The sequence below is a fragment of the Nonomuraea sp. SYSU D8015 genome, from assembly GCF_008065375.1.
Taxonomy (GTDB): Bacteria; Actinomycetota; Actinomycetes; order Streptosporangiales; family Streptosporangiaceae; genus Nonomuraea.
In genome coordinates, this window is sequence record NZ_VJYI01000017.1 from 202,176 (window position 1) to 219,919 (window position 17,744).

20 protein-coding genes and 1 pseudogene are annotated in these 17,744 nt (G+C 71.4%); 11 read left to right on the forward strand and 10 right to left on the reverse strand.

The window, feature by feature from the left end:
- Window positions 1-106: 106 nt before the first annotated feature.
- The 3 genes from ID574_RS45585 (at window position 107) to ID574_RS45595 (ending at window position 1,161) form a co-directional block, all read left to right on the forward strand.
- Complete coding sequence (locus ID574_RS45585; RefSeq protein ID WP_188195301.1) at window positions 107-610, forward strand: pyridoxamine 5'-phosphate oxidase family protein; 504 nt, start codon at window positions 107-109, stop codon at window positions 608-610.
- 93 nt (window positions 611-703) lie between these two features.
- Entirely contained in the window at window positions 704-967 is a 264-nt protein-coding gene (locus ID574_RS45590) for a YciI family protein (protein WP_223167750.1), read from the forward strand.
- Window positions 964-1,161 carry a hypothetical protein gene (locus ID574_RS45595; RefSeq protein WP_188195302.1) on the forward strand — a complete coding sequence of 66 codons (198 nt, stop codon included), beginning with the start codon at window positions 964-966 and terminating at the stop codon, window positions 1,159-1,161. Before ID574_RS45590 ends, ID574_RS45595 begins: the two co-directional genes overlap by 4 nt.
- On the opposite strand, the gene ID574_RS45600 is transcribed toward ID574_RS45595, so the two are convergent.
- The 3 genes from ID574_RS45600 to ID574_RS45610 are packed head-to-tail and all read right to left on the reverse strand — an operon-like array spanning window position 1,142 to window position 3,509.
- A complete protein-coding gene (locus tag ID574_RS45600) occupies window positions 1,142-2,395 on the reverse strand; it encodes an RNA polymerase sigma factor (protein ID WP_188195303.1) in 1,254 nt (417 codons plus the stop codon). The genes ID574_RS45595 and ID574_RS45600 overlap by 20 nt on opposite strands.
- A gap of 55 nt (window positions 2,396-2,450) precedes the next feature.
- A complete protein-coding gene (locus ID574_RS45605; RefSeq protein WP_188195304.1) occupies window positions 2,451-2,822 on the reverse strand; it encodes a YciI family protein in 372 nt (123 codons plus the stop codon).
- 51 nt (window positions 2,823-2,873) lie between these two features.
- Entirely contained in the window at window positions 2,874-3,509 is a 636-nt protein-coding gene (locus tag ID574_RS45610; protein WP_188195305.1) for a DUF998 domain-containing protein, read from the reverse strand.
- 161 nt (window positions 3,510-3,670) lie between these two features.
- On the opposite strand from ID574_RS45610, the gene ID574_RS45615 reads away from it, so the two are divergent.
- Window positions 3,671-4,096: a hypothetical protein gene (locus ID574_RS45615; protein ID WP_188195306.1), complete on the forward strand. Its 426-nt coding sequence runs from the start codon at window positions 3,671-3,673 to the stop codon at window positions 4,094-4,096.
- A 252-nt stretch (window positions 4,097-4,348) separates the two neighbouring features.
- On the opposite strand, the gene ID574_RS45620 is transcribed toward ID574_RS45615, so the two are convergent.
- The gene (locus tag ID574_RS45620; RefSeq protein ID WP_223167751.1) at window positions 4,349-5,572 is read right to left on the reverse strand and encodes an MFS transporter; all 1,224 of its coding nucleotides are present in this window, start codon (window positions 5,570-5,572) and stop codon (window positions 4,349-4,351) included.
- 60 nt (window positions 5,573-5,632) lie between these two features.
- On the opposite strand from ID574_RS45620, the gene ID574_RS45625 reads away from it, so the two are divergent.
- Window positions 5,633-6,652 (forward strand): ArsR/SmtB family transcription factor, encoded by a 1,020-nt coding sequence (locus ID574_RS45625; RefSeq protein WP_188195307.1) that lies wholly within the window; start codon window positions 5,633-5,635, stop codon window positions 6,650-6,652.
- A 288-nt stretch (window positions 6,653-6,940) separates the two neighbouring features.
- A pseudogene (locus tag ID574_RS60790) lies at window positions 6,941-7,096 on the forward strand (IS5/IS1182 family transposase); the annotation flags it as partial.
- Between the two features lie 32 nt (window positions 7,097-7,128).
- On the opposite strand, the gene ID574_RS45635 reads toward ID574_RS60790, so the two are convergent.
- Window positions 7,129-7,755: a TetR/AcrR family transcriptional regulator gene (locus ID574_RS45635; protein WP_188195308.1), complete on the reverse strand. Its 627-nt coding sequence runs from the start codon at window positions 7,753-7,755 to the stop codon at window positions 7,129-7,131.
- A gap of 110 nt (window positions 7,756-7,865) precedes the next feature.
- Between ID574_RS45635 and ID574_RS45640 the strand changes: the two genes are divergently transcribed.
- Both ID574_RS45640 and ID574_RS60795 read left to right on the forward strand, forming a co-directional pair.
- On the forward strand, window positions 7,866-8,864 hold the full coding sequence (locus tag ID574_RS45640) for an NADPH:quinone oxidoreductase family protein (protein WP_188195309.1): 999 nt from the start codon (window positions 7,866-7,868) through the stop codon (window positions 8,862-8,864).
- Window positions 8,865-9,397: 533 nt separating this feature from the next.
- Window positions 9,398-9,928 carry a transposase family protein gene (locus ID574_RS60795; RefSeq protein ID WP_223167753.1) on the forward strand — a complete coding sequence of 177 codons (531 nt, stop codon included), beginning with the start codon at window positions 9,398-9,400 and terminating at the stop codon, window positions 9,926-9,928.
- Between the two features lie 296 nt (window positions 9,929-10,224).
- On the opposite strand, the gene ID574_RS45650 is transcribed toward ID574_RS60795, so the two are convergent.
- Entirely contained in the window at window positions 10,225-11,808 is a 1,584-nt protein-coding gene (locus tag ID574_RS45650; RefSeq protein WP_188195310.1) for an alpha/beta fold hydrolase, read from the reverse strand.
- Between the two features lie 175 nt (window positions 11,809-11,983).
- On the opposite strand from ID574_RS45650, the gene ID574_RS45655 reads away from it, so the two are divergent.
- From ID574_RS45655 to ID574_RS45665, 3 genes are read left to right on the forward strand one after another with little or no spacing between them, the layout of a single operon-like run.
- The gene (locus tag ID574_RS45655; protein WP_188195311.1) at window positions 11,984-12,589 is read left to right on the forward strand and encodes a TetR/AcrR family transcriptional regulator; all 606 of its coding nucleotides are present in this window, start codon (window positions 11,984-11,986) and stop codon (window positions 12,587-12,589) included.
- The gene (locus tag ID574_RS45660) at window positions 12,586-12,786 is read left to right on the forward strand and encodes a ferredoxin (RefSeq protein WP_188195312.1); all 201 of its coding nucleotides are present in this window, start codon (window positions 12,586-12,588) and stop codon (window positions 12,784-12,786) included. The genes ID574_RS45655 and ID574_RS45660 overlap by 4 nt, the downstream gene beginning before the upstream one ends.
- Before the next feature lies 1 nt (window position 12,787).
- Window positions 12,788-14,065, forward strand: a complete 1,278-nt coding sequence (locus tag ID574_RS45665; RefSeq protein ID WP_188195313.1) for a cytochrome P450 — start codon at window positions 12,788-12,790, stop codon at window positions 14,063-14,065.
- Here the strand turns inward: ID574_RS45665 and ID574_RS45670 are convergent.
- The 4 genes from ID574_RS45670 to ID574_RS45685 all read right to left on the reverse strand — a co-directional run bounded on the left by ID574_RS45670 (window position 14,052) and on the right by ID574_RS45685 (window position 17,716).
- Window positions 14,052-14,909 (reverse strand): ABC transporter permease, encoded by an 858-nt coding sequence (locus tag ID574_RS45670; RefSeq protein WP_188195314.1) that lies wholly within the window; start codon window positions 14,907-14,909, stop codon window positions 14,052-14,054. The genes ID574_RS45665 and ID574_RS45670 overlap by 14 nt on opposite strands.
- Complete coding sequence (locus ID574_RS45675) at window positions 14,906-15,811, reverse strand: ABC transporter permease (RefSeq protein ID WP_188195315.1); 906 nt, start codon at window positions 15,809-15,811, stop codon at window positions 14,906-14,908. The genes ID574_RS45670 and ID574_RS45675 overlap by 4 nt, the downstream gene beginning before the upstream one ends.
- A gap of 1 nt (window position 15,812) precedes the next feature.
- Window positions 15,813-17,366, reverse strand: coding sequence for an ABC transporter substrate-binding protein (locus tag ID574_RS45680; RefSeq protein WP_188195316.1), 1,554 nt, complete (start codon window positions 17,364-17,366; stop codon window positions 15,813-15,815).
- Between the two features lie 167 nt (window positions 17,367-17,533).
- Complete coding sequence (locus ID574_RS45685; RefSeq protein WP_188195317.1) at window positions 17,534-17,716, reverse strand: DUF5708 family protein; 183 nt, start codon at window positions 17,714-17,716, stop codon at window positions 17,534-17,536.
- Between the last annotated feature and the right edge of the window lie 28 nt (window positions 17,717-17,744).

Genomic DNA, 17,744 nt, shown 5'->3' on the forward strand with positions numbered 1-17,744 from the left:
TTTTTTGCGTGAAAAGGAGGCGACCATGTCGAGAACGCGCGGCCGGCTCCGTCTGACTGACGAATGCGCCAGGTTGGGCGCGCGCGAATCGACAAGGGAGGAGCACATGAACCGCCAAGAGGTCGCCGAGGTGCTGGCCAAGCCGATCTCGCAGGAGCTGCTGGGGTCGTCGATCCCGGCGCGGCTGGCCTACGTCGGCGTCGACGGTGCGCCGCGGGTGATCCCGATCGGGTTCCTGTGGACCGGCGAGCACGTGGTCATGGCCACCGTGCCGACGTCGGCGAAGGTCCCGGCGCTGCGACAGAATCCCAGGGTGGCGGTCACCGTCGACACTCAGGGTCAATGGCCGCCCCGGGTGCTGCTGATCCGCGGCGCGGTGCGGCTCGAGCTGGTCGACGGGGTGCCGGACGCCTACGTCGAAGCGTCCAGGAAGGTGACCCCGGCCGAGCACTTCGAGGGCTGGGAGAAGGGGGTGCGGGCCCTGTACGACCAGATGGTCCTCATCACCCTCGAGCCGGACTGGGCGAAGCTGCTGGACTTCGAGACCACCATCCCCAAGGCCGTCGAGGACCTGCTGCTGGCACGCCAGGGCGCGGTGCGCGAGAGCTGAGGAGGAGACCATGACCAGGTACATGTTGCTGACCAAGTACGACGGCGGCCTCGGCGTGGGTCCGATGTCCGGCTCATCGACAATGGTGAGCTGGTGGACGGGCAAGCGCTCACCGCGCCGGGGCTGGCCAAGATCGTGACCGTCGACGGGCAGGGCGGCCCGGTGGTCATCGACGGGCCATTCACGGAGGTCAAGGAGGTGCTGGCCGGCTACCAGCTGGTCGATGTGGAGTCCGAGGCGCGTGCGATCGAGATCGCTGCGCAGGTGCCGGCGGCGCCCGGACCCGTTGGCGAGCCGTTGCGGAACCGGATCGAGGTGCGCCGGCTCATGGGACCCGTGCCGGGCGCGGATCTGTGAGCTCGACCGCGCGGGTCGAGGACCTGCTGTCCGAGCTGACCCCGCAGGTCCTCGGCCTGTACGGGCTGCTGGAGCGGCTCACTGGCGACCCGATGGTGGCGCTGAACCGGGCCGTCGCCGCCGCCGAGATCAGCCCCACGAACTGCGGGTCGACGGCTACACCGGCGCCCGCCGCTACCGCACCTGACCGCTGAGGCGGTCGGCCCGGTCGAGCAGGTATCGCCGCTCGACCTGGTTGCCGGTCAGGGTTGCGGCCTCGCGGTACAGCCTCGCCGCGGCGGCCGCGTCGCCGGTCATCTGCAGCAGGTGGGCGCGTACTGCACGTTCTCGTTGCCGGGTCAGTGGTTCCTGATCCAGCCGGTAGCGCCGGTTGAGGTCGTCGAGCAGTGCCAGCCCTCGGGCCGGCCCGTATGCCTGGGCCACCGCCACCACCCGGCTCAGCCGCACCGGCGCGGTCGGGGTGAGCCGTTCGAGCCAGAGGTACAGCGCCGCGATTTGCGGCCAGTCAGTCTGCTGCGGCGACGCGGCCGTGGCATGCACTGCCGCGATCGCCGCCTGCAGCTGGTACGGGCCGACCTCGCGCCGGCTCCAGACGCTGTCGATCAGCTCGGTGCCCTCACGGATCAGGCCGGGGTCCCACTGCGTCCGGTCCTGTTCCTCCAGGGGAACCAGCTCCTCCTCGCCGCCGGTGCGCGCGGGGCGCCGCGACTCGGTGAGCAGCATCAGCGCGAGCAGGCCGGTCACCTCGGGGTCGCCGGGCAGCCGGTCGCGGAGCATGCGGGTCAGCCGGATCGCTTCCTTGGTCAGGTCGACGCGGGCGAGTCGGCCTCCGGTGGAGGCCGTGTAGCCCTCGTTGAAGATCAGGTAGAGCACCTGCATCACGGCGGCCACCCGGCTGTCCCGGTCGGCGTCGGTCGGCGGGGTGAAGCGAGCGCCAGCGCGGACCAGCTGCTGCTTGGCGCGGCTGATCCGGGTGGCCATGGTGCTTTCGGCGGTCCCGTAGGCATGCGCGATCTCGGCGGTCGTCAGGCCGCCCACCGCGCGCAGCGTGAGTGCCACCTGGGAGGTGGCGCTCAGCGCGGGATGGCAGCAGAGCAGCAGGAGGGCGAGGCTGTCGTCGCTCTCCTGTGGGGGAGAGGCCTGGCGGGCCGGTTCCTGCATGGCCAGTTCGGCGACTCCGGCCTCCTGCTCGCGCCGGCGCCGGGCCTGATCGGCGCGGAGCAGGTCGACCATCCGCCGGTAGCCGATCCTGACCAGCCAGCTGCGCGGGTTCTCCGGCACGCCGTCGGCCGGCCATGCCCGGCTCGCGGCCAGCAGCGCCTCCTGAACCGCGTCCTCGGCGATGTCGAAGCGGCCGAAGCGCCGCACCAACGCACCGAGCACCTGCGGCGCCTCCGTCCGCAGCAGGTGCTCGACGTCCGCGGTCATGCTCGCATGCCCTCCTGCCCCCTCGCCTCGGACCGGCGTCTCCGGGCGCGACCGGTCACGCCGTGAAGTCCTCGCCCATGATCGGCCGGATCTCGACCGGCTCACCCAGCACCTCGACGATCCGCGAGACGATCTCGACCGCTCGTTCCCGGTTCGCCACGTCGATCACGGCGAAGCTGGCCAGGACCTCCTTGAGCTCGGCGAACGGCCCGTCGGTCGCCACCACGCCATCCGCGGTCTTGCGCACCGTGGTGCTGACCGCGGGGTGGCCGAGGCCCTCACTGGTGACGAACTCGCCGGTCTCGATCAGTTCCTGCTCGAACTTCTGGTAAGCGGCGAACGCGGCCAGTGCCTCCTCTGAAGGGGTGTCGGCGGTCGCTGCGTCCCAGGCGGCGACTGGCGTGTAACTGAGCAACAGGTACTTCACGATGGATCCTCTTGTTGATCGTGGTTGGGCAATCGTACGCCGGGCCGGACATCAGGCGGCGCGGCGCAGGGACAGCGCGAGGACGGTCGTCCAGGTGAAGGCGACCAGGCCGTTGACGGCGATCTGGATGCTCATGTGGTCCGGCGACACGGGCAGCAGCAGGACGAGCGCGGCGGCGCCGTTCAGGACGGCCGGCACCGCGGCCCGGCGGCGCACGCACCGGACGGTCAGCACGACGGCGGCGATGGCCAGGGCGGTGAAGGAAAGCGCGGCCGCGACCGAGTGCACGACGCTGTGCCAGGACATCTGGGCCACAGGCCCGTCGGGCGTGCCGGCCGGGAAGCCGTTCTCCGGATCCATGGTGAACAGGCCGGCGGCGATCAGCCCGGCGCCGAAGATCCCGACGAGGACCGGCAGCGCCCGTCGGCCGGCCCCCTCGGTGATTGTGCGCCTGATGCCGGCAGCCAGCGCGAGACCGCCCAGGCCTGCGAGCACGAACGTCGTGATCTGGATCCAGCCGAGGTCGCCGGTGGCCAGCTGGCTGATCGGGTGCCGGGTGATGTCGAAGCCCTCACGGGTGAGCATCTGAGCGATGGCCGAGGTGAAGAAGACCGGCCCGGCGAGGGAGCCGGCGAGCAGAAGGTGATCGGACGAGCGGTGGACGGCGGGAACGGCGACGGTGGCCATGATTTCCTCCTTGGTGGGTTCCTGCCGGTACCTCGTGGCCGGATCCGGGATCTCGACACAGCAGCGATGTGATCTAGGTCACATGCCGAATGTGTCGAGGATCGACGGCCGCCTCCGAGGTACCGGCAAGCACTCACCAAAAAGTCACCGAGGAGAACGAGATGTCTGAGATCATCCAGCCGAGCGCCGAGCTGAAGGCTTTGGACCGCCTGGTCGGCACCTGGGCGGTCACCGGCGGCGCCGAGGGAACCGTGCGGTACGAATGGATGCCCGGCCGGTTCTTCCTGCTCCAGCACGTCGAGCTCACCCAGTTCGGCCAGCCGGTCATCGGCTTGGAAGTGATCGGAAACCTGCACCCGTTCGGCGAGCCGGTCGGCGCGGACGTGGTGTCGCGCTTCTACGACTCGGCCGGCAACACCCTCGACTACGTCTACGAGGTCACCGGGGACAAGCTGACCATCTGGGGCGGCGCAAAAGGCAGTCCGGCGTACTACGAGGGCACCTTCAGTGCCGACGACACCGCGGTCACCGGCGAATGGGTCTACCCCGGCGGAGGCGGATACGCGTCGACCATGACCCGGATCTGACATCGGCTCGCCGGGCTCACCCTGATGCCTCACACGGGGGTGGGCCTGGGTCTGGTCCGCCGGCTCAGCGACGAGGTGAGCGGACCAGCGTCGAACAGCGCCGGCCATCCCGGCACCCCTGGGAATCCGGGAATGGCGTGACGTCACGGGGGCCCGGTCGTGGTCGCGTCGAGCAGGAGAGCGGTGGAGTCAATGTTCAGGCTGGCCCTCTCCCCGCCGTGCGCCTGCCGGGCCGATCGACGGGGCATCGCCTCAGGGCTGCTGGCGGAGCGGGGACAGGAGGATCGGTACCCAACTGGCGGCCATGATCACAGCGCCGAGCCAGAGCGCCGCACGTACGCCCCAGAGCTCACCGATCGCGCCCGCCAGCAACCCGCCGAGACCGATCGCCCCCATGAGCAGCAGCCGCATCGTGGCCGTCATCCGGCCGAGCATGTCGTCGGGCGTGACCCTCTGCCGCAGGCTGACCAGTAGCACGTTGTTGACCCCGGTACGGAAGGTCAGCACGAACCACGCCGCCGCGGCCACCCACAGCCACGGCCCCGGGCCGAGAAGCGGGAGCAGGAACGAGGCCGGCGCCGTGACCAGGCTGACGAGCCAGGTGGCCCGGCCGGTGCCGAGGTGGCGGCCGATCAGATGCGCCGCCGACGAGCCCGCCAGCGCGCCGAGCCCGCCGACGGCGAGGTAGGCGCCGAGCACCCACTCCGGATGACCGAGTTGATCGACGATGGCGATGGGCAGCAGCACCGAACAGAGCGGGAACGCCAGGTTGGCCATCGTCCCCTGGACCAGGGCCGCCACGAGCACCGGATTGCCGAAGAGGAAGCGGACGCCGGCCGAGATCTGCCGCCCGAGCGGCTCCCGGGCGGGCGCCTCGGTCCCGGCGGGCTCGGGTACGCCGCGAAGCCAGGCCGCCGACCACAGGTAGCTCAGCGCGTCGGCCAGCACCGCCACCGGCGCCCCCGCGACCTGCACGAGCAGCCCGGCCGCGCTGCGCCCCGCGATGTCCATCCCGGCGTTGGTCCCCACCAGCAGCGAGTTGGCGGACGTCAGCCGCGGGCGCCCCACCAGCCCGGGCACGATGCTCATCGAGGCCACGTCGAACAGCAGCGTCCCGGCGCCCACCAGGACCGCCACCACGTACAGCTGCCCCATGGACAGCCACCCGCCCCACCACGCCACCGGCACCGACAGCAGCACCCCGGCCCGCAGGACATCGGTGGTGATCATTACGGGTCGCCGTCTGACCCGGTCCACCCAGGCCCCGGCGGGCAACCCGAGCAGCAGCACCGTGAGCGTGCCGAGTGCGGAGAGGAGCCCGACCTCGCCCGCCCCGGCGCCCAGTGCGGTGACGGCGATCAGCGGCAGCGCGACGTAGCTGATCTGGCTTCCGAACTGGCTCACCACCCCGGCGACGAAGAGGTTCCGGAATCCGCGAAGCCGCAGCAGCGGCTCTTCCATCACAGTTGCCGACATGTCCCTCAGACTGCTGAGATGCGATCGAAGGCGCCATCAATTAAGTGAGAAGCGAATCCAGTGACTCTTGACCTGTCGTTCACGGCCCGGGACATCGCCAACCTCCGCTTCGCGATCTCGCCGCTCGGCGAGGTGGTGGCCAGCGTCCGGGCAGTGAAGGACCCGTCAGCGCACCCGCTCCTGCGCCCCTGGGCCGACCGGGTGCGCCGCCGTCTCCAGGACGTCGATTGGCGGCTGCTGTCCGACCTCGTCCCGGTGCCCACCGTCGTGATCGCCGGCTTCACCTGCACCCCGCCGTCGACGTCCATGCCGGACCTTGAGCTGGAACTGGCCACGATGCGGGGCGCGGCCGACCGGGTCCGCTCGGATCTGGAGAAGGTCCCCGGTCCGCGCACGAAGCGGGTCCAAGCCCTCTACGACGACCCGGAGCAGGGACTCCAGCGGCTGGCGGAGGAGGTGGAACGCTACTGGGAGGCCGCGATGGCGCCGTACTGGCCGAGGATCAGATCCCTGCTGGAAGGAGAGATCCTCCACCGGGCCAGACTGCTGGCCGAGGGCGGCGCCCAGCGCATGCTGGCGGACCTCGACGAGGCCGTCACCTGGGAGGACGGGACGCTACGGATCCGGCATCGGTTCGTGTCCGGCGCCCGCTCGCTGCGCGGCCTCGGATTGCTGCTGGTGCCATGCGTGTTCGCCTCGCCCAGGGTCTTCTCGGTCACCACGCCGCCGTACCAGCCGACGGTGCGCTACCCGCCCCGCGGCATCGCCACCCTGTGGGAGCGGCGCGAGCTCGACCCGCCCGCGGCGCTGGCCGCCGTACTCGGCAGGACGCGTGCCCGCCTGCTGGGCGAACTCGACCAGCCCGCCTCTACTCGCGACCTTGCCCAGCGCACCGGGCTCTCCGAGCCCGGAGTCAACCAGCACCTGACCGCGCTCCGCAGGGCCGGGCTCTGCACCGCGCACCGCACCGGCAGGTACATCTTGTACGCCCGCTCGGCGATCGCCGAAGCGCTGCTGTCCGCTCACCATCCCGGACGAACGGCTCATGACGTGTTCGCCTCACGACCGCCGTCGATCTGAGACCGAGAGCTTTGCTCGCCGGTCCTGTACTCCTCTGTCTGGCGTCGTTGAACATGACAGCGGGGCTTGCGGTCGACGTATTCAGATGAGCAGCGGTCGCGGCGCCTCCCCCCACGCCATCTGGCCCCTCGGATCCATGGCGGATGCGCTGCCCGGGGGTCTCAGTCGGGACGTCAGGCTCACGCTGCGCCAGTAGGCGAGTTGGCGGCCCGTGCTTTTGGAGCGCCTGACAGAATGATCTTGGTTGTGGTTTGATCTCTCGCTGTAGTCGTGGCAAGAGGAGTACAGGTGGCGCGGGCGAAGCCGCGGGAGGTCAGCGACGAGCTCCGGGCGGTGATCGAGCCGTTGCTGCCCCAGCGTCAGCGGCGCTTCCGGCATCCCGGGCGCAAGCGGCTGGATGACCGGCTGCGCTATGGCTCGGGTATGACCTGCTGGCGGCGGCTGCGGGTGGGACGGCCTGGTTGCGCGAGGAGCCCCTAGTGCACTTGGTGCGACGGCACGGACGTGAGCGTGTCCCAGGCGGCCATCGCGCAGGTGATGACCGCTTCCAACTCGGTGCGGCCGGCGCCGTCGCGGGCTTGTATGGACAGGCCTTGCACCACGGTGGTGTAGAAGCGGGCGATGGCGTCGAGGCCGGCGGGCGGCGCGATGAGGTCGCCGTCGGTGACGCCGCGGGCGAGTCGGTCTTTGATGGTGGTGTGCATGTCGCGCCGGAGGCCGGCCAGGAACTCTCGGACCGCGTGGTTTTCCACGGCGCCGGTCGGCGCGGCCAGGATGAGCATGCAGTAGTGGGGGGTGTCGGGGCGGGTGATCTCATCGGCGGTGGCGCGCAGCATGGCGTGGATCGCGGCGCGTGCGGTCGGTTGTTCGCGCAGCGCGCGCCTGGGCGGCTCGCCTGAGGTCGTGCCGTAGAGCGCCATGACCTTGCGGAACAGGTCCTCCTTGCTGCCGAAGCAGGCGTAGATGCTGGCCGAGGCGATTCCCATGGCCTGGGCCAGGTCGTTGAGCGAAGTCCCCTCGTAGCCCCGTTCCCAGAACAGGTCCAGCGCCTGGCGCAGGGCGGTGTCCGGGTCGAATGTGCGCGGCCTGCCGCGAGTAGCCATCGGGATGCGTCTCCGTACTTGTTTGTCGTTCGATCAAGTTTACCTTGACCTGCGTCGCGCGGCGTGACACGATTTGTTGGTCGTTCGACAAACAAAGAAAGCCGACGGCCATGAGCATTCCCGCAACCATGCGCGCCCTGCAGCAGACGTCACTGAACGGCCCGCAGGACCTGTGCCTGATCACCGACGCACCGGTGCCGAGCCCCGGCCCGGGTGAGGTCCTGATCCGGGTCACCGCCGCCGGCGTCAACTTCGTCGACATCTCACAGGCCCGCGGCACGTTCGCAGGTGGCCCGCAGCCTCCGTATGTGGCGGGCATCGAGGGCGCCGGTGAAGTCACCGCCGTCGGCGAGGGGGTGACCGCCCTGGAGCCCGGCGCCCACGTCATCGGCGTCGGCATCGAAGGCGGCGCCTTCGCCGAGTACATGGTGCTGCCCGCGGCCGCCGCGCTGCCGGTGCCGGCGGGCTGGGCCGACGAGCAGGCGCTGGGCCTGGTCGTGAACTGGCCGACCGCGCTGGCGGCGCTCAAACCGCTGGGCGGCATCGCCGCCGGGCAGACCGTGCTGATCCACGCCGCGGCCGGCGGGACCGGCCAGGCCGCGGTGAAGATGGCCAAGCACTACGGCGCGACGGTGATCGCCACGGCCTCGCCAGGCAAGCACGAGGTCGTACGGGCCCTGGGCGCCGACCACGTCATCGACTCCCGCGGCGCCGACCTCGCCGCCGACGTCCTGCGACTGACCGGCGGCGCGGGAGTCGACCTGGTGCTGGAGTCGGTCGGCGGCGCCACCCTCGACGCCAGCCTGGCCGCGACCAAGCGGGTCACCGGCCGGGTCGTCGTCTATGGGGTGGCCGGCGGCGAAGCGGCGATCAGCAACTGGGAGTTGGTCTACAAGCACCAGATCCACGTCATCGGCCTGAACATCGGCATCCTGATCCAGGCGGCACCGCAGATCTTCGGCGAGGTCATGGGGGAGATGTTCGGGCTCCTCGCGGCCGGGGTGCTCGGCCCCGGCCGGCCCACCATCCATGAGCTGGCCGAGGGGCCGAAAGCGCTCGCGGAAATGGAAGCGCGGGGCACCGTGGGCAAGCTGGCACTGCTGCCATGAGCAGGCCGTGACGCCAGCTCTCCTCGGCGCTGCCCGCCCGTACAGCAGGCGATTGCCACCATTGCGGGCTGCACCTCCTGCTGTCCTGCCCTCATACGGGTCGGTCAGAACGTTTCCGCAAGTGAGCGGTCACTCCTATCCCCATGATCGGTCGACCTGGGAGGGATGGCCGAGATGCCGCACGAAGGAGGCTGCGTCGTGAGCCACATGGTCGCGAGCCTCTGCGTTGGTCGCTGCGGAGTGCGACCTTCTTCTGAAGCGCCGCAAGGACCCCGGGGAACTCCGGGATCTCCGGCAACGGGATGGTCCCGGCCAAGACAGCGGCCACCTTCTGCGGGTCGACCGGCGCGCCGGCCAGCGCGGCGACGGCATTGCCGCCAAAGGAGAGCCGTGGATGACGGGCACCTTCGTCTACTCAGAGGCCCTTTGGGCTTTTGACTGCGTCGGCCTGCGCGACCCCGAGGACTGAGGGCTACCCGACTCGACCTGATCCCCCAGGACTATCACAGTGGCGATGTCCAGCTCGTCGTCGGTTGCGTGCGATCAGCGAGGCGTACAGCCCTGTCTCATTCTGCCTTCACGGGCCTGTCCCGTGCACATCTCGGCACCTTGATCGAGGGGCGGGCCGCCGGCGTGGGCTGGTCTTCGTAGACCGGGTCCTGGTCACCCTCGCGCACCTGCGGCTGGACCTCACCCGCGCGGCCCTGGCCGAGCTGTTCGACGTCGACCGGTGCACCGTGACCAAGGTCATCGGAGAGATCCGGCCGCTGCCGGCCGCCCGCGGCCTCGCTACCTTCTCCCGGTTCCGCCTGCGCACCCTGGCCGACGTCTTCGCCTATGCCCAGGCCGACGGCGTGCGTCTCCGGTTGGACGGCACCGAGATCCAGGTCCGCCGACCCGCCGCCCACCGGCCCGGAAGGCGCCGGTTCGTCTCAGGCAAGCGGCGGAAGCGCTACCACGGCAAGCGGGAGCACCTGGCCCAGACCATCGATGCCGTCGCGTCCTGGCCTCCGATCGGGCGGCCCGCCGCTGAGTATGCCGCGGTCTGGCGACGCCGAACCTGACAGCGGCGCGTATCGCTGAACAGGGCACTGTCTTTAGAGCGATGTCTCATCAGCTTGGCCGAACGCCATTCAAAGTGACAGTGCCAATCCGAGCGCGGTTCGGGAAAGGGCTGGATGGTTGCGGGATGCGCCCTCCTGCTGCAGCCCTCCCGATGATGTAGACCGCCCCCACACCCCGCACGGGATGAACCGGGTGCTCGCCGTGGTCCCGGGCGGGCGGGCCGTGCGCCCCGATGACGCCGCCAGGGCATCGGGCCCCGCGACCCGTGGCAGGTCGCCGGGCCGGTGACCGGTGGTCAGCTCGGGATAGCGCTGCCCTCGCAACCTTTGCCGATCTGGCCCGTCTCGAGGTACCGCACCACGTCGGCGGCGCACTTGGGCACCCGGGTGGTCGACACGTGCACGTCGTCGGCGACCGTATAGACGGTGCCGCCGATGGCGCGCCGGGTCTGCAGCGTCCAGTCGTAGACGGACATGAACTCGTGCAGGTGCCCCGCCAGCACCAGTGACCCGCTGCTCCGCTTCAACGTGGCCTGCTGCACCGGCAGCGGCCAGCCGGGACACATGACAGGCAGTCCCCAGGACCGGCCGGTCGCCGGATGGCGCTTCACGAGCTGCTGGTAGTCATGCCAGGCGGTGTCGAAACCGGCCCGGCTGCTGTCCTCGTTGCACGCGACGGCCAAGTTCATGGTCCTGTTCAGTGTTTCGGGCGCGCCGGGCACGGGCGTCCCCATCATCGGTGCGCCGAGCAGCTCCTTGACGGCGGGCGGAACGGTGGTGCCCGTCGCCGTCCGCAGTTCGGCCAGCGCCTTGCCCGCGCGCACCCACTCGGTCGAGTTGCGGCTGGCCAGGTCGGCGACGGCCGAGCCGTCGATGGGCCGCTGCAGGTCGGTGTAGGTCTTGGGGCTCTGGTCGTACGCGCGGACCAGCTTCGCCACCTCCTCGCGCACCTTCCGTGCGGTGGCACCGAGACCGTAGGTCCCGTCGCGGCGGGCCAGCCAGGCGGCCATGCGCCCGAAGTTGCGCTCGGCCGCCTCCGCGCTGTCCCTGGCGTGCTCGTCAATACGGGTCCACGGCGGCGCCACGCTGTCCAGGAAGGCCCGTCCGGTGTGCCCGGGGAACAGGCTGCGGTACACCATGCCCAGATAGGTGCCCCAGGAGAAGCCGAGCAGGTTGAGTTTGCTCTCACCCAGCGCGGTCCGTACCAGGTCCAGGTCCTTGGCCACGTTCTCGGTGGTGAGCTGTCCGAGGAAGGCGGGGTCAGAGCGTCCGCACTTCTGGTTGGCGGCGACCTGGGCGTCGTATATCTTCCTGGCCGCCTCCTTGGTCAGCGTGCCGGGCTCCCGCGGGCCCACTGGCGAGAAGGTGCAGGCGACCTTGGTGCTGTTCCCGACCCCGCGCGGGTCGAAGCCGATGATGTCGTACCGCTCGTTGAGCCCCGCCATCTCCTCGTTCCTGAGCGCGGCCCGCAGGACCGGGTCCAGGTATCCGCTGTTGCCCGGCCCGCCCGGCAGGACGGCAACGGCGCCGAGCCGGTGGGCCTCGTCCGTGGCGGCCAGCCGGGTCACCGCGATGTCGATCTTCCGCCCGCTGGGGTCACGATGGTTCAGCGGGACGCTGACCGTGCCGCACTCCAGGCGCTTCATCAAGGAGTGGAACGCCGCAACCTTGTCCTCCGCCACGCCCAGGCTCCGGATCACCTCGTCGGTGTAGGCCGGGCAGGATTTCCACTGCACGGAAGACACGCCGGAGCTCGAGCTGGGGTTCGCGGTGGCGCTCGCGCTCGCGGCGACGGTGGCGGTGGCACCCGCCGCGGAAGGATGCGCCGCCAACCCCGCCAGCGCCAGGGCCAGTGCCGTCAGTGAAGTTCGGTACGTCATGCGGATCAGTAGTAGAGCGGCGGTTGTTTCCTTACTGTTTCTACGAGGCTGGTCGCCCGCCCTACGCAGCCTCTCAAGATCCACGCCGAACTGACATCCGCAAGCGCCTCAGACAACGCCCCCGGATCCGCGCAGACTCTTGACGAAGAAAAATGAACGTACTTTTAATTCATCTATGGGGCGTATCGCTGGTGTGACGGCCGCCGAGACGCGTGAGCGGCTCCTGCGCGCGGCCGCCGACGTCTTCGCCCGGCGCGGGTACGACGGCACCCGCGTGGCCGACATCGCCGCGGCCGCGGGCGTGAGCAACGGCGCCCTCTACGCGCACTTCGGCTCGAAGGCCGCTCTGCTGGTGGCCGCGCTGCGGGCGCACGGGCGGCGGCTGCTGGCCGAGCTGTTCGCCGCAGACCCGGACCGGTCGGTGACGGAGTTGCTGCTGGTCATCGGCCGCTGGCTGCCGCGCCGCCGCGACCCGCAGGGCTATCTCATCGTCGAAGCGCTGGTCGCGGCCCGCCGCGACGAGGACGTCGCTGGGCCGATGCGCGACTACGTCGGCGAGCGGGCCGACTGGATCGCCGAGCTCGTCCGGGTCGCGCAGTCCGGCCGCGAGCTCGACCCGGCGCTGTCGCCGGACGCGCTCGCGCACTTCTGCCTCCTGCTCGCGATGGGCAGCGCACTCGTCACGCCGGACCTGCACGCCGTGGACGACGAGGAATGGGCCGCCCTGCTCAGCCGGGTCGTCACCGCCCTGGCCCCGCCTCACAAGGAGGAAACGCCATGAAACTGCGCATCGACTCCGGGCGCTGCCAGGGGCACGGCCGCTGCTACGACCTGGCCCCCGGGCTGTTCGGCGAGGACGACGAGGGCTACGGGACCGTGCCCGGCACCGGCGTCGTCCCGCCCGGCGACGAGCGCACCGCGCGCCTGGCGGTGTCCAACTGTCCCGAACGGGCGATAGAGCTCCACGAGGAGGCCTGACATGACCGTGGACGACCGCTTCACCCAGGACTTCAGGGAGACGCGCGGAGACCTGCCCCTCGGCACGCGCAACGAGATCATCACCGGTCCGGTCTCGGACTGGGCGACCGACTTCTCCCACCTCGAGCCGGAGTGGGTGGCCGACCCGTATCCGATCCAGGACGATCTGCGGCAGCGCTGCCCGATCGCGCACACCGAGCGGTTCGGCGGCGGCTGGCTGCCCACGCGCTACGAGGACGTCGCGGCGATCGCGTACGACACGGAGCACTTCTCCTCGCGGTCGATCATCATGAGCAACTTCCGGCCGCCCAAGGAGCTGGCGCCGATGGGCGGCTCGCCGCCGATCTCCTCCGACCCGCCCTTCCACCACGACGCCCGCAAGCTGCTGCTGCCGGCCTTCACCAAGAGCGCGGTCGCCCGGCGGGAGGAGGCGACCAGGGCGTACTGCCACGCGCTCATCGACGCCCTGGAGGGGCAGGAGGTCGTCGACGCCGCCCGCGACTACGCCCAGCACATCCCGGTGCGGGTCATCGCCGACATGCTCGGCTTCCCGCCGGAGGACGGGCCGCGCTTCCGCGAGTTCATCGAGAACGCGCTCGAAGGCGTCAACTTGCCCCCCGAAGAGCGCATGGAGCGGATGGGACGGCTGTTCGACTACCTGCTGGCCCAGATCCGCGACCACGTGGACCACCCGCGCGACGACCTGACGACGTACCTGATCAACGCCGAGCTCTACGGGCGGAAGCTGGCCCCCGACCATGTGGCGGGGACGATGGCGCTGCTGCTCATCGCCGGGATCGACACCACCTGGAGCGCGATCGGCGCGTCGCTGTGGCACCTGGCCAAGACCCCGGCCGACCGGGAGCGGCTGGTCGCCGAGCCGGGGTTGCTGCCCACCGCGATGGAGGAGCTGCTGCGCGTGTACGCGCCGGTGACGATGGCGCGGCTGGTCAAGGAGGACATGCGCTGGCGCGGCGTCGACATGAAGGCCGACGACTGGGTGCTGCTGTCGTTCCCGGCGGCCAACCGCGACCCGGCGCAGTTCGAGCGGGCGGACGAGGTGGTGATCGACCGCGAGGTCAACCGCCACGTCGCCTTCGGCCTGGGCATCCACCGCTGTGTGGGCTCCCACCTGGCGCGCATGGAGCTGCGGGTCGCGCTGGAGGTCTGGCTGCAGCGCATTCCGGCCTTCACGCTCGCTGACCCCTCGGCGGTGACGTGGGCCCCGGGCCAGGTACGCGGGCCGCGTACGCTCCCGATCCGGATCACTCCTGGCTGAGCCGGCGGGCGTCGGCCACGAGCGCCACGGCCACGCCGGTGACGGCCAGCGCGACAGCGGGCACGATCGCCAGGCGGGGCGCGGCGACGAGAAGCGGCACGGCCTCGCTCACCATGCCGCCCCAGTCGGTCGCGGGCGGGGGCAGCCCGATGCCGAGGAAGCTCAGGGAGGTCGCCGCGATCAGCGTGCGGCCGAGGTCGGCGGTGGCGACCGTGAGCACCGGCCCGGCGATGTGCGGGCCGATCGTGCGGCGCAGCAGGTAGGACGGCGACGCCCCCATGGCCCGGGCGGCGAGCACGAACCCCGACGCGGCCACCCGCCGGGTCGCCGTGTGCGCGACGAGGCCGCAGCTCACCCAACCGAACGGGACGAGCGCCGCCACGACCGTGCCCGGTCCTGGCGGCAGGACGCCTGCCAGCGCGAGGGCGAACGTGAGCCCGGGCAGCGCGAGCGCCACCGCGGACGCGTGCCGCAGCAGCCGCTCCGGCACCCCACCGGCCAGCCCCGCCACGGCGCCGGCGACCGTCCCGAACGCCGTGGTGATCGCCGTGACGGCGAGGGCGGTCAGCAGGGACACCGCGCCCGCGGCCGCCGTCCTGGTGAGCAGGTCGCGGCCGAGCTGGTCGGTGCCCAGCCAGTGCTCCGCGCCCGGCGGCAGCAGCGCACGCGCGGGATCCGGCAGATACGGGTCGTACGGCGACACGAGCGGCGTGAGCCCGCAGAACACCACGACCCCGGCCAGCAACGCGACCCCGGCGCGCCCGCCCACGCCCGCCGCCCGTCCCCGCACGGCGGCGGGGCCCGGAACGGCGGCGCGGCCCTTCAGGACGGCGCGGCCCTTCACGACCGCCGCACCCGGGGATCGGCCGCCGCCAGGCAGAGGTCCGCCACGGCCAGCACCAGCACCGTCGCCACCCCGACGACCAGTACGTACGCCTGCACCACCGGCAGATCCCGCTGCCTGATCGCCGAGATCGCCAGCTGCCCCACCCCCGGCCAGGAGAACAACGTCTCCACCACCACGGCCCCGGCCACCAGGTCGGCGAGCACCGCGCCGGCCGCCGCGATCGCGTTCGGCGCGGCCACCCGCAGCGCGTGCACCGACACGGCGCGCCGCGCGCTCAGACCCTTGGCCGCGGCCAGCCTCACGAAGGGCAGCGCCAGCGCCTGCGCCAGGTCGGCCCGCAGCAGCCGGGCCAGCGTGGCCGCGCCCGCCAGCCCCAGCGTCAGCGCGGGCAGCACCACGGCCCCGGGACCGGAGTCACCGCCGGTGGGCAGGGCCCGCAGGCCCACCGCGACCACGCTGATCAGCAGGATCCCGACGATGTACGGCGGCACGCTCGCCACCGCCACCGCCACGGCCGTCACGACGCGCCCGCCCGGCCAGAACGCGGCGAGCAGCGCGAGCCCGACCGCGACCAGCGCCGCCGCCCCCGCCAGCCGCAACGTCGCCGGCAGCCGGGCGGCGATCTCACCGCTCACCGGAGAGCGGTCCACGTAGGAACGCCCGAGATCGCCCCGCACCACGTCCGACAACCACTCCACGTACCTGACCGGCAGCGGCTGATCGAGCCCCAGCTCCGCCCGCAGGGTCGCGATGCTGCCCGCCGTCGGCTGGATCCCGCCCCGGCGCAGGATCTCCTCGGCCGGATCGCCGGGCGCCAGCGCGGTCAGCAGGAAGACCAGCACCGACAGGACCAGCAGCACGAGCAGTGTCTCCGCACCGCGCCGCAGCAGGAAACCCACGTCAGCCCGACGGCGTCAGCTTGCCGAGATCCACGACATACGCCGCATTCTGCACCACGCCGCCGACCTGGGCGGTCGTCACCACGGGATTGTCCTGATAGGCCAGCGGGATCATCGGCCGGTCGGCCGCGAGCAGCCGCTGGACCCGCCGGTACAGATCGCGCCGCCGCCCCGCGTCGGTCTCGGCCGCCGCCTGATCCGCGAGCGTGTCGAACTCCTCGCTGCGGTAGCCGAGCCTGCGTTCGACGTTCCAGGCGGCGTCGGAGCGCAGGAACCGGCGGAACAGGTAGTCGGCGTCCCCGTTGGGCACGCTGTACGCGCTGAGGAAGACGTCGTAGTCGCCGGCCTCCATGACGGCCTTCGTCGCCTCCGCCACCGTCACCTTCGCCGGCAGCCCCGCCTGCTCGAACGCCGCCCGCAGCACCTCGGCCATGTCGGTGTAGGGGAACTGCCCGGTCTCGGCCGACGAGATGAGGATCGTGACCGGCGCCGCGGGCTTTCCGGCCGCGCTCACCAGTGCCCGCGCCTTCGCCGGATCGTGGACGGCCGTGATGCCCGGATCGCTCAGCTCGCCGAAGACCGGCGACAGGAACGCCCCACCGGGCGTCGCCGTGCCGGCGAGCAGCTTGCCGGCGATCGTCCGGCGGTCGACGGCCAGCTCCGCCGCCTCCCGCAGCCGCGGATCGGAGAACGGCTTCCGCGAGCCGTTGAAGGTGAGATAGTGCGTCAGCGCCGAAGGACTGCGCACGACCCTGAACCGGTTGTCGGCGGCCACGGCGGCGACCTGCCCGGACAGCAGCGCCCCCTTGTCGATCAGCCCGTCCACCTCGCCGGCGCGCAGCGCGGCGACCCGCGCGTTGGCGTCCGGGATCACCTTGATCACGACCTTGTCGTACGCCGGCGCGGCCCCGTGGTAGTGCGGGTTGGCGGCCAGCTCCGCCTCCTGCCCCTTGACCCACCGCGCGAGCGTGTACGGACCGGTCCCCACGGGGTCGCCGGCGAAGTCGCCCGACGCGGCGAACGCCTTCGGGGACTGCACCATGCTGTAGAACCCGGCCAGCCGCCCCGGCAGATCCGCCACGGGCTCCCGCAGCTCGAACGTCACCCGGTTCGCGCCGTCCGCCCGCACCTCGCCGAGCTTGCCGTACGCGACCTCCATCCCGGCGTCGAGGCTGAAGAACGCCGACTGCCGGGGCGCGATCCGCAGGAACCGCTTGACGTTGGCCACCACCGCCTCGGCGTCCAGCGCCGTCCCGTCGCTGAAGCGCACCCCTTCGCGCAGCGTGAACGTCCACCGCTTGCCGCCGTCCGCGCTCGCCCAGGCCGTGGCGAGCGCGGGCACCGGCCGCAGCCGGTCGTCCACGGTCACCAGCGGCTCCCAGACGCGGAGGGTCTGATGCGTGAAGTACGGATCCTGCGGGCCCGCGACCAGGTCACGGGGAGCCGCCAATGTGATCCGGCCGGTGTCGTCCCCGGCCTCGGGCGAGCCGCCGCATCCTGCCAGGGCTCCTGCTGACAGCACGGTCAGCGCCACGATCGCGGCTCGTCCCCGCACCCTGTTCTCCCCTCGTCGCCGACGATCTCGCCGCAACGATAATGGTTTTCATCATGGGTGGAAAGCGGGCGGCGCACTCGAGAAGATCCGCATATGCGCGTCTTGTGCCGAGCGGCGCCGGCCGGCGCGACCCCGGAGGCCGCGTGCCGGCCGCGCCGGACCGACGATCAGTCCCGCACGGCCTTGTGCACGCCGTACAGGGTCTCCAGCCCGCCGACGACCATGAGGACCACCCCCAGCTTCGACGGCGTGAAGATGAAGATCTCGACGTCGAGGCCGAACAGCCACAACGCCAGGCCGGCGACGAAAGTGGCCAGGCCGGTGATGAGCGTCTTGCGGGCGGAGGTCATGGGGAAACGCTAGTGAAAGGCCGGCCCT

Excerpts from the sequence above, each read along its gene's own strand:
- ID574_RS45585 (WP_188195301.1), top strand. The coding sequence starts at position 107 with ATGAACCGCCAAGAGGTCGCCGAGGTGCTGGCCAAGCCGATCTCGCAG.
- ID574_RS45600 (WP_188195303.1), bottom strand. The coding sequence starts at position 2,395 with ATGACCGCGGACGTCGAGCACCTGCTGCGGACGGAGGCGCCGCAGGTG.
- ID574_RS45610 (WP_188195305.1), bottom strand. The coding sequence starts at position 3,509 with ATGGCCACCGTCGCCGTTCCCGCCGTCCACCGCTCGTCCGATCACCTT.
- ID574_RS45615 (WP_188195306.1), top strand. The coding sequence starts at position 3,671 with ATGTCTGAGATCATCCAGCCGAGCGCCGAGCTGAAGGCTTTGGACCGC.
- ID574_RS45620 (WP_223167751.1), bottom strand. The coding sequence starts at position 5,572 with ATGTCGGCAACTGTGATGGAAGAGCCGCTGCTGCGGCTTCGCGGATTC.
- ID574_RS45635 (WP_188195308.1), bottom strand. The coding sequence starts at position 7,755 with ATGGCTACTCGCGGCAGGCCGCGCACATTCGACCCGGACACCGCCCTG.
- ID574_RS45640 (WP_188195309.1), top strand. The coding sequence starts at position 7,866 with ATGAGCATTCCCGCAACCATGCGCGCCCTGCAGCAGACGTCACTGAAC.
- ID574_RS45650 (WP_188195310.1), bottom strand. The coding sequence starts at position 11,808 with ATGACGTACCGAACTTCACTGACGGCACTGGCCCTGGCGCTGGCGGGG.
- ID574_RS45655 (WP_188195311.1), top strand. The coding sequence starts at position 11,984 with ATGGGGCGTATCGCTGGTGTGACGGCCGCCGAGACGCGTGAGCGGCTC.
- ID574_RS45660 (WP_188195312.1), top strand. The coding sequence starts at position 12,586 with ATGAAACTGCGCATCGACTCCGGGCGCTGCCAGGGGCACGGCCGCTGC.
- ID574_RS45665 (WP_188195313.1), top strand. The coding sequence starts at position 12,788 with ATGACCGTGGACGACCGCTTCACCCAGGACTTCAGGGAGACGCGCGGA.
- ID574_RS45685 (WP_188195317.1), bottom strand. The coding sequence starts at position 17,716 with ATGACCTCCGCCCGCAAGACGCTCATCACCGGCCTGGCCACTTTCGTC.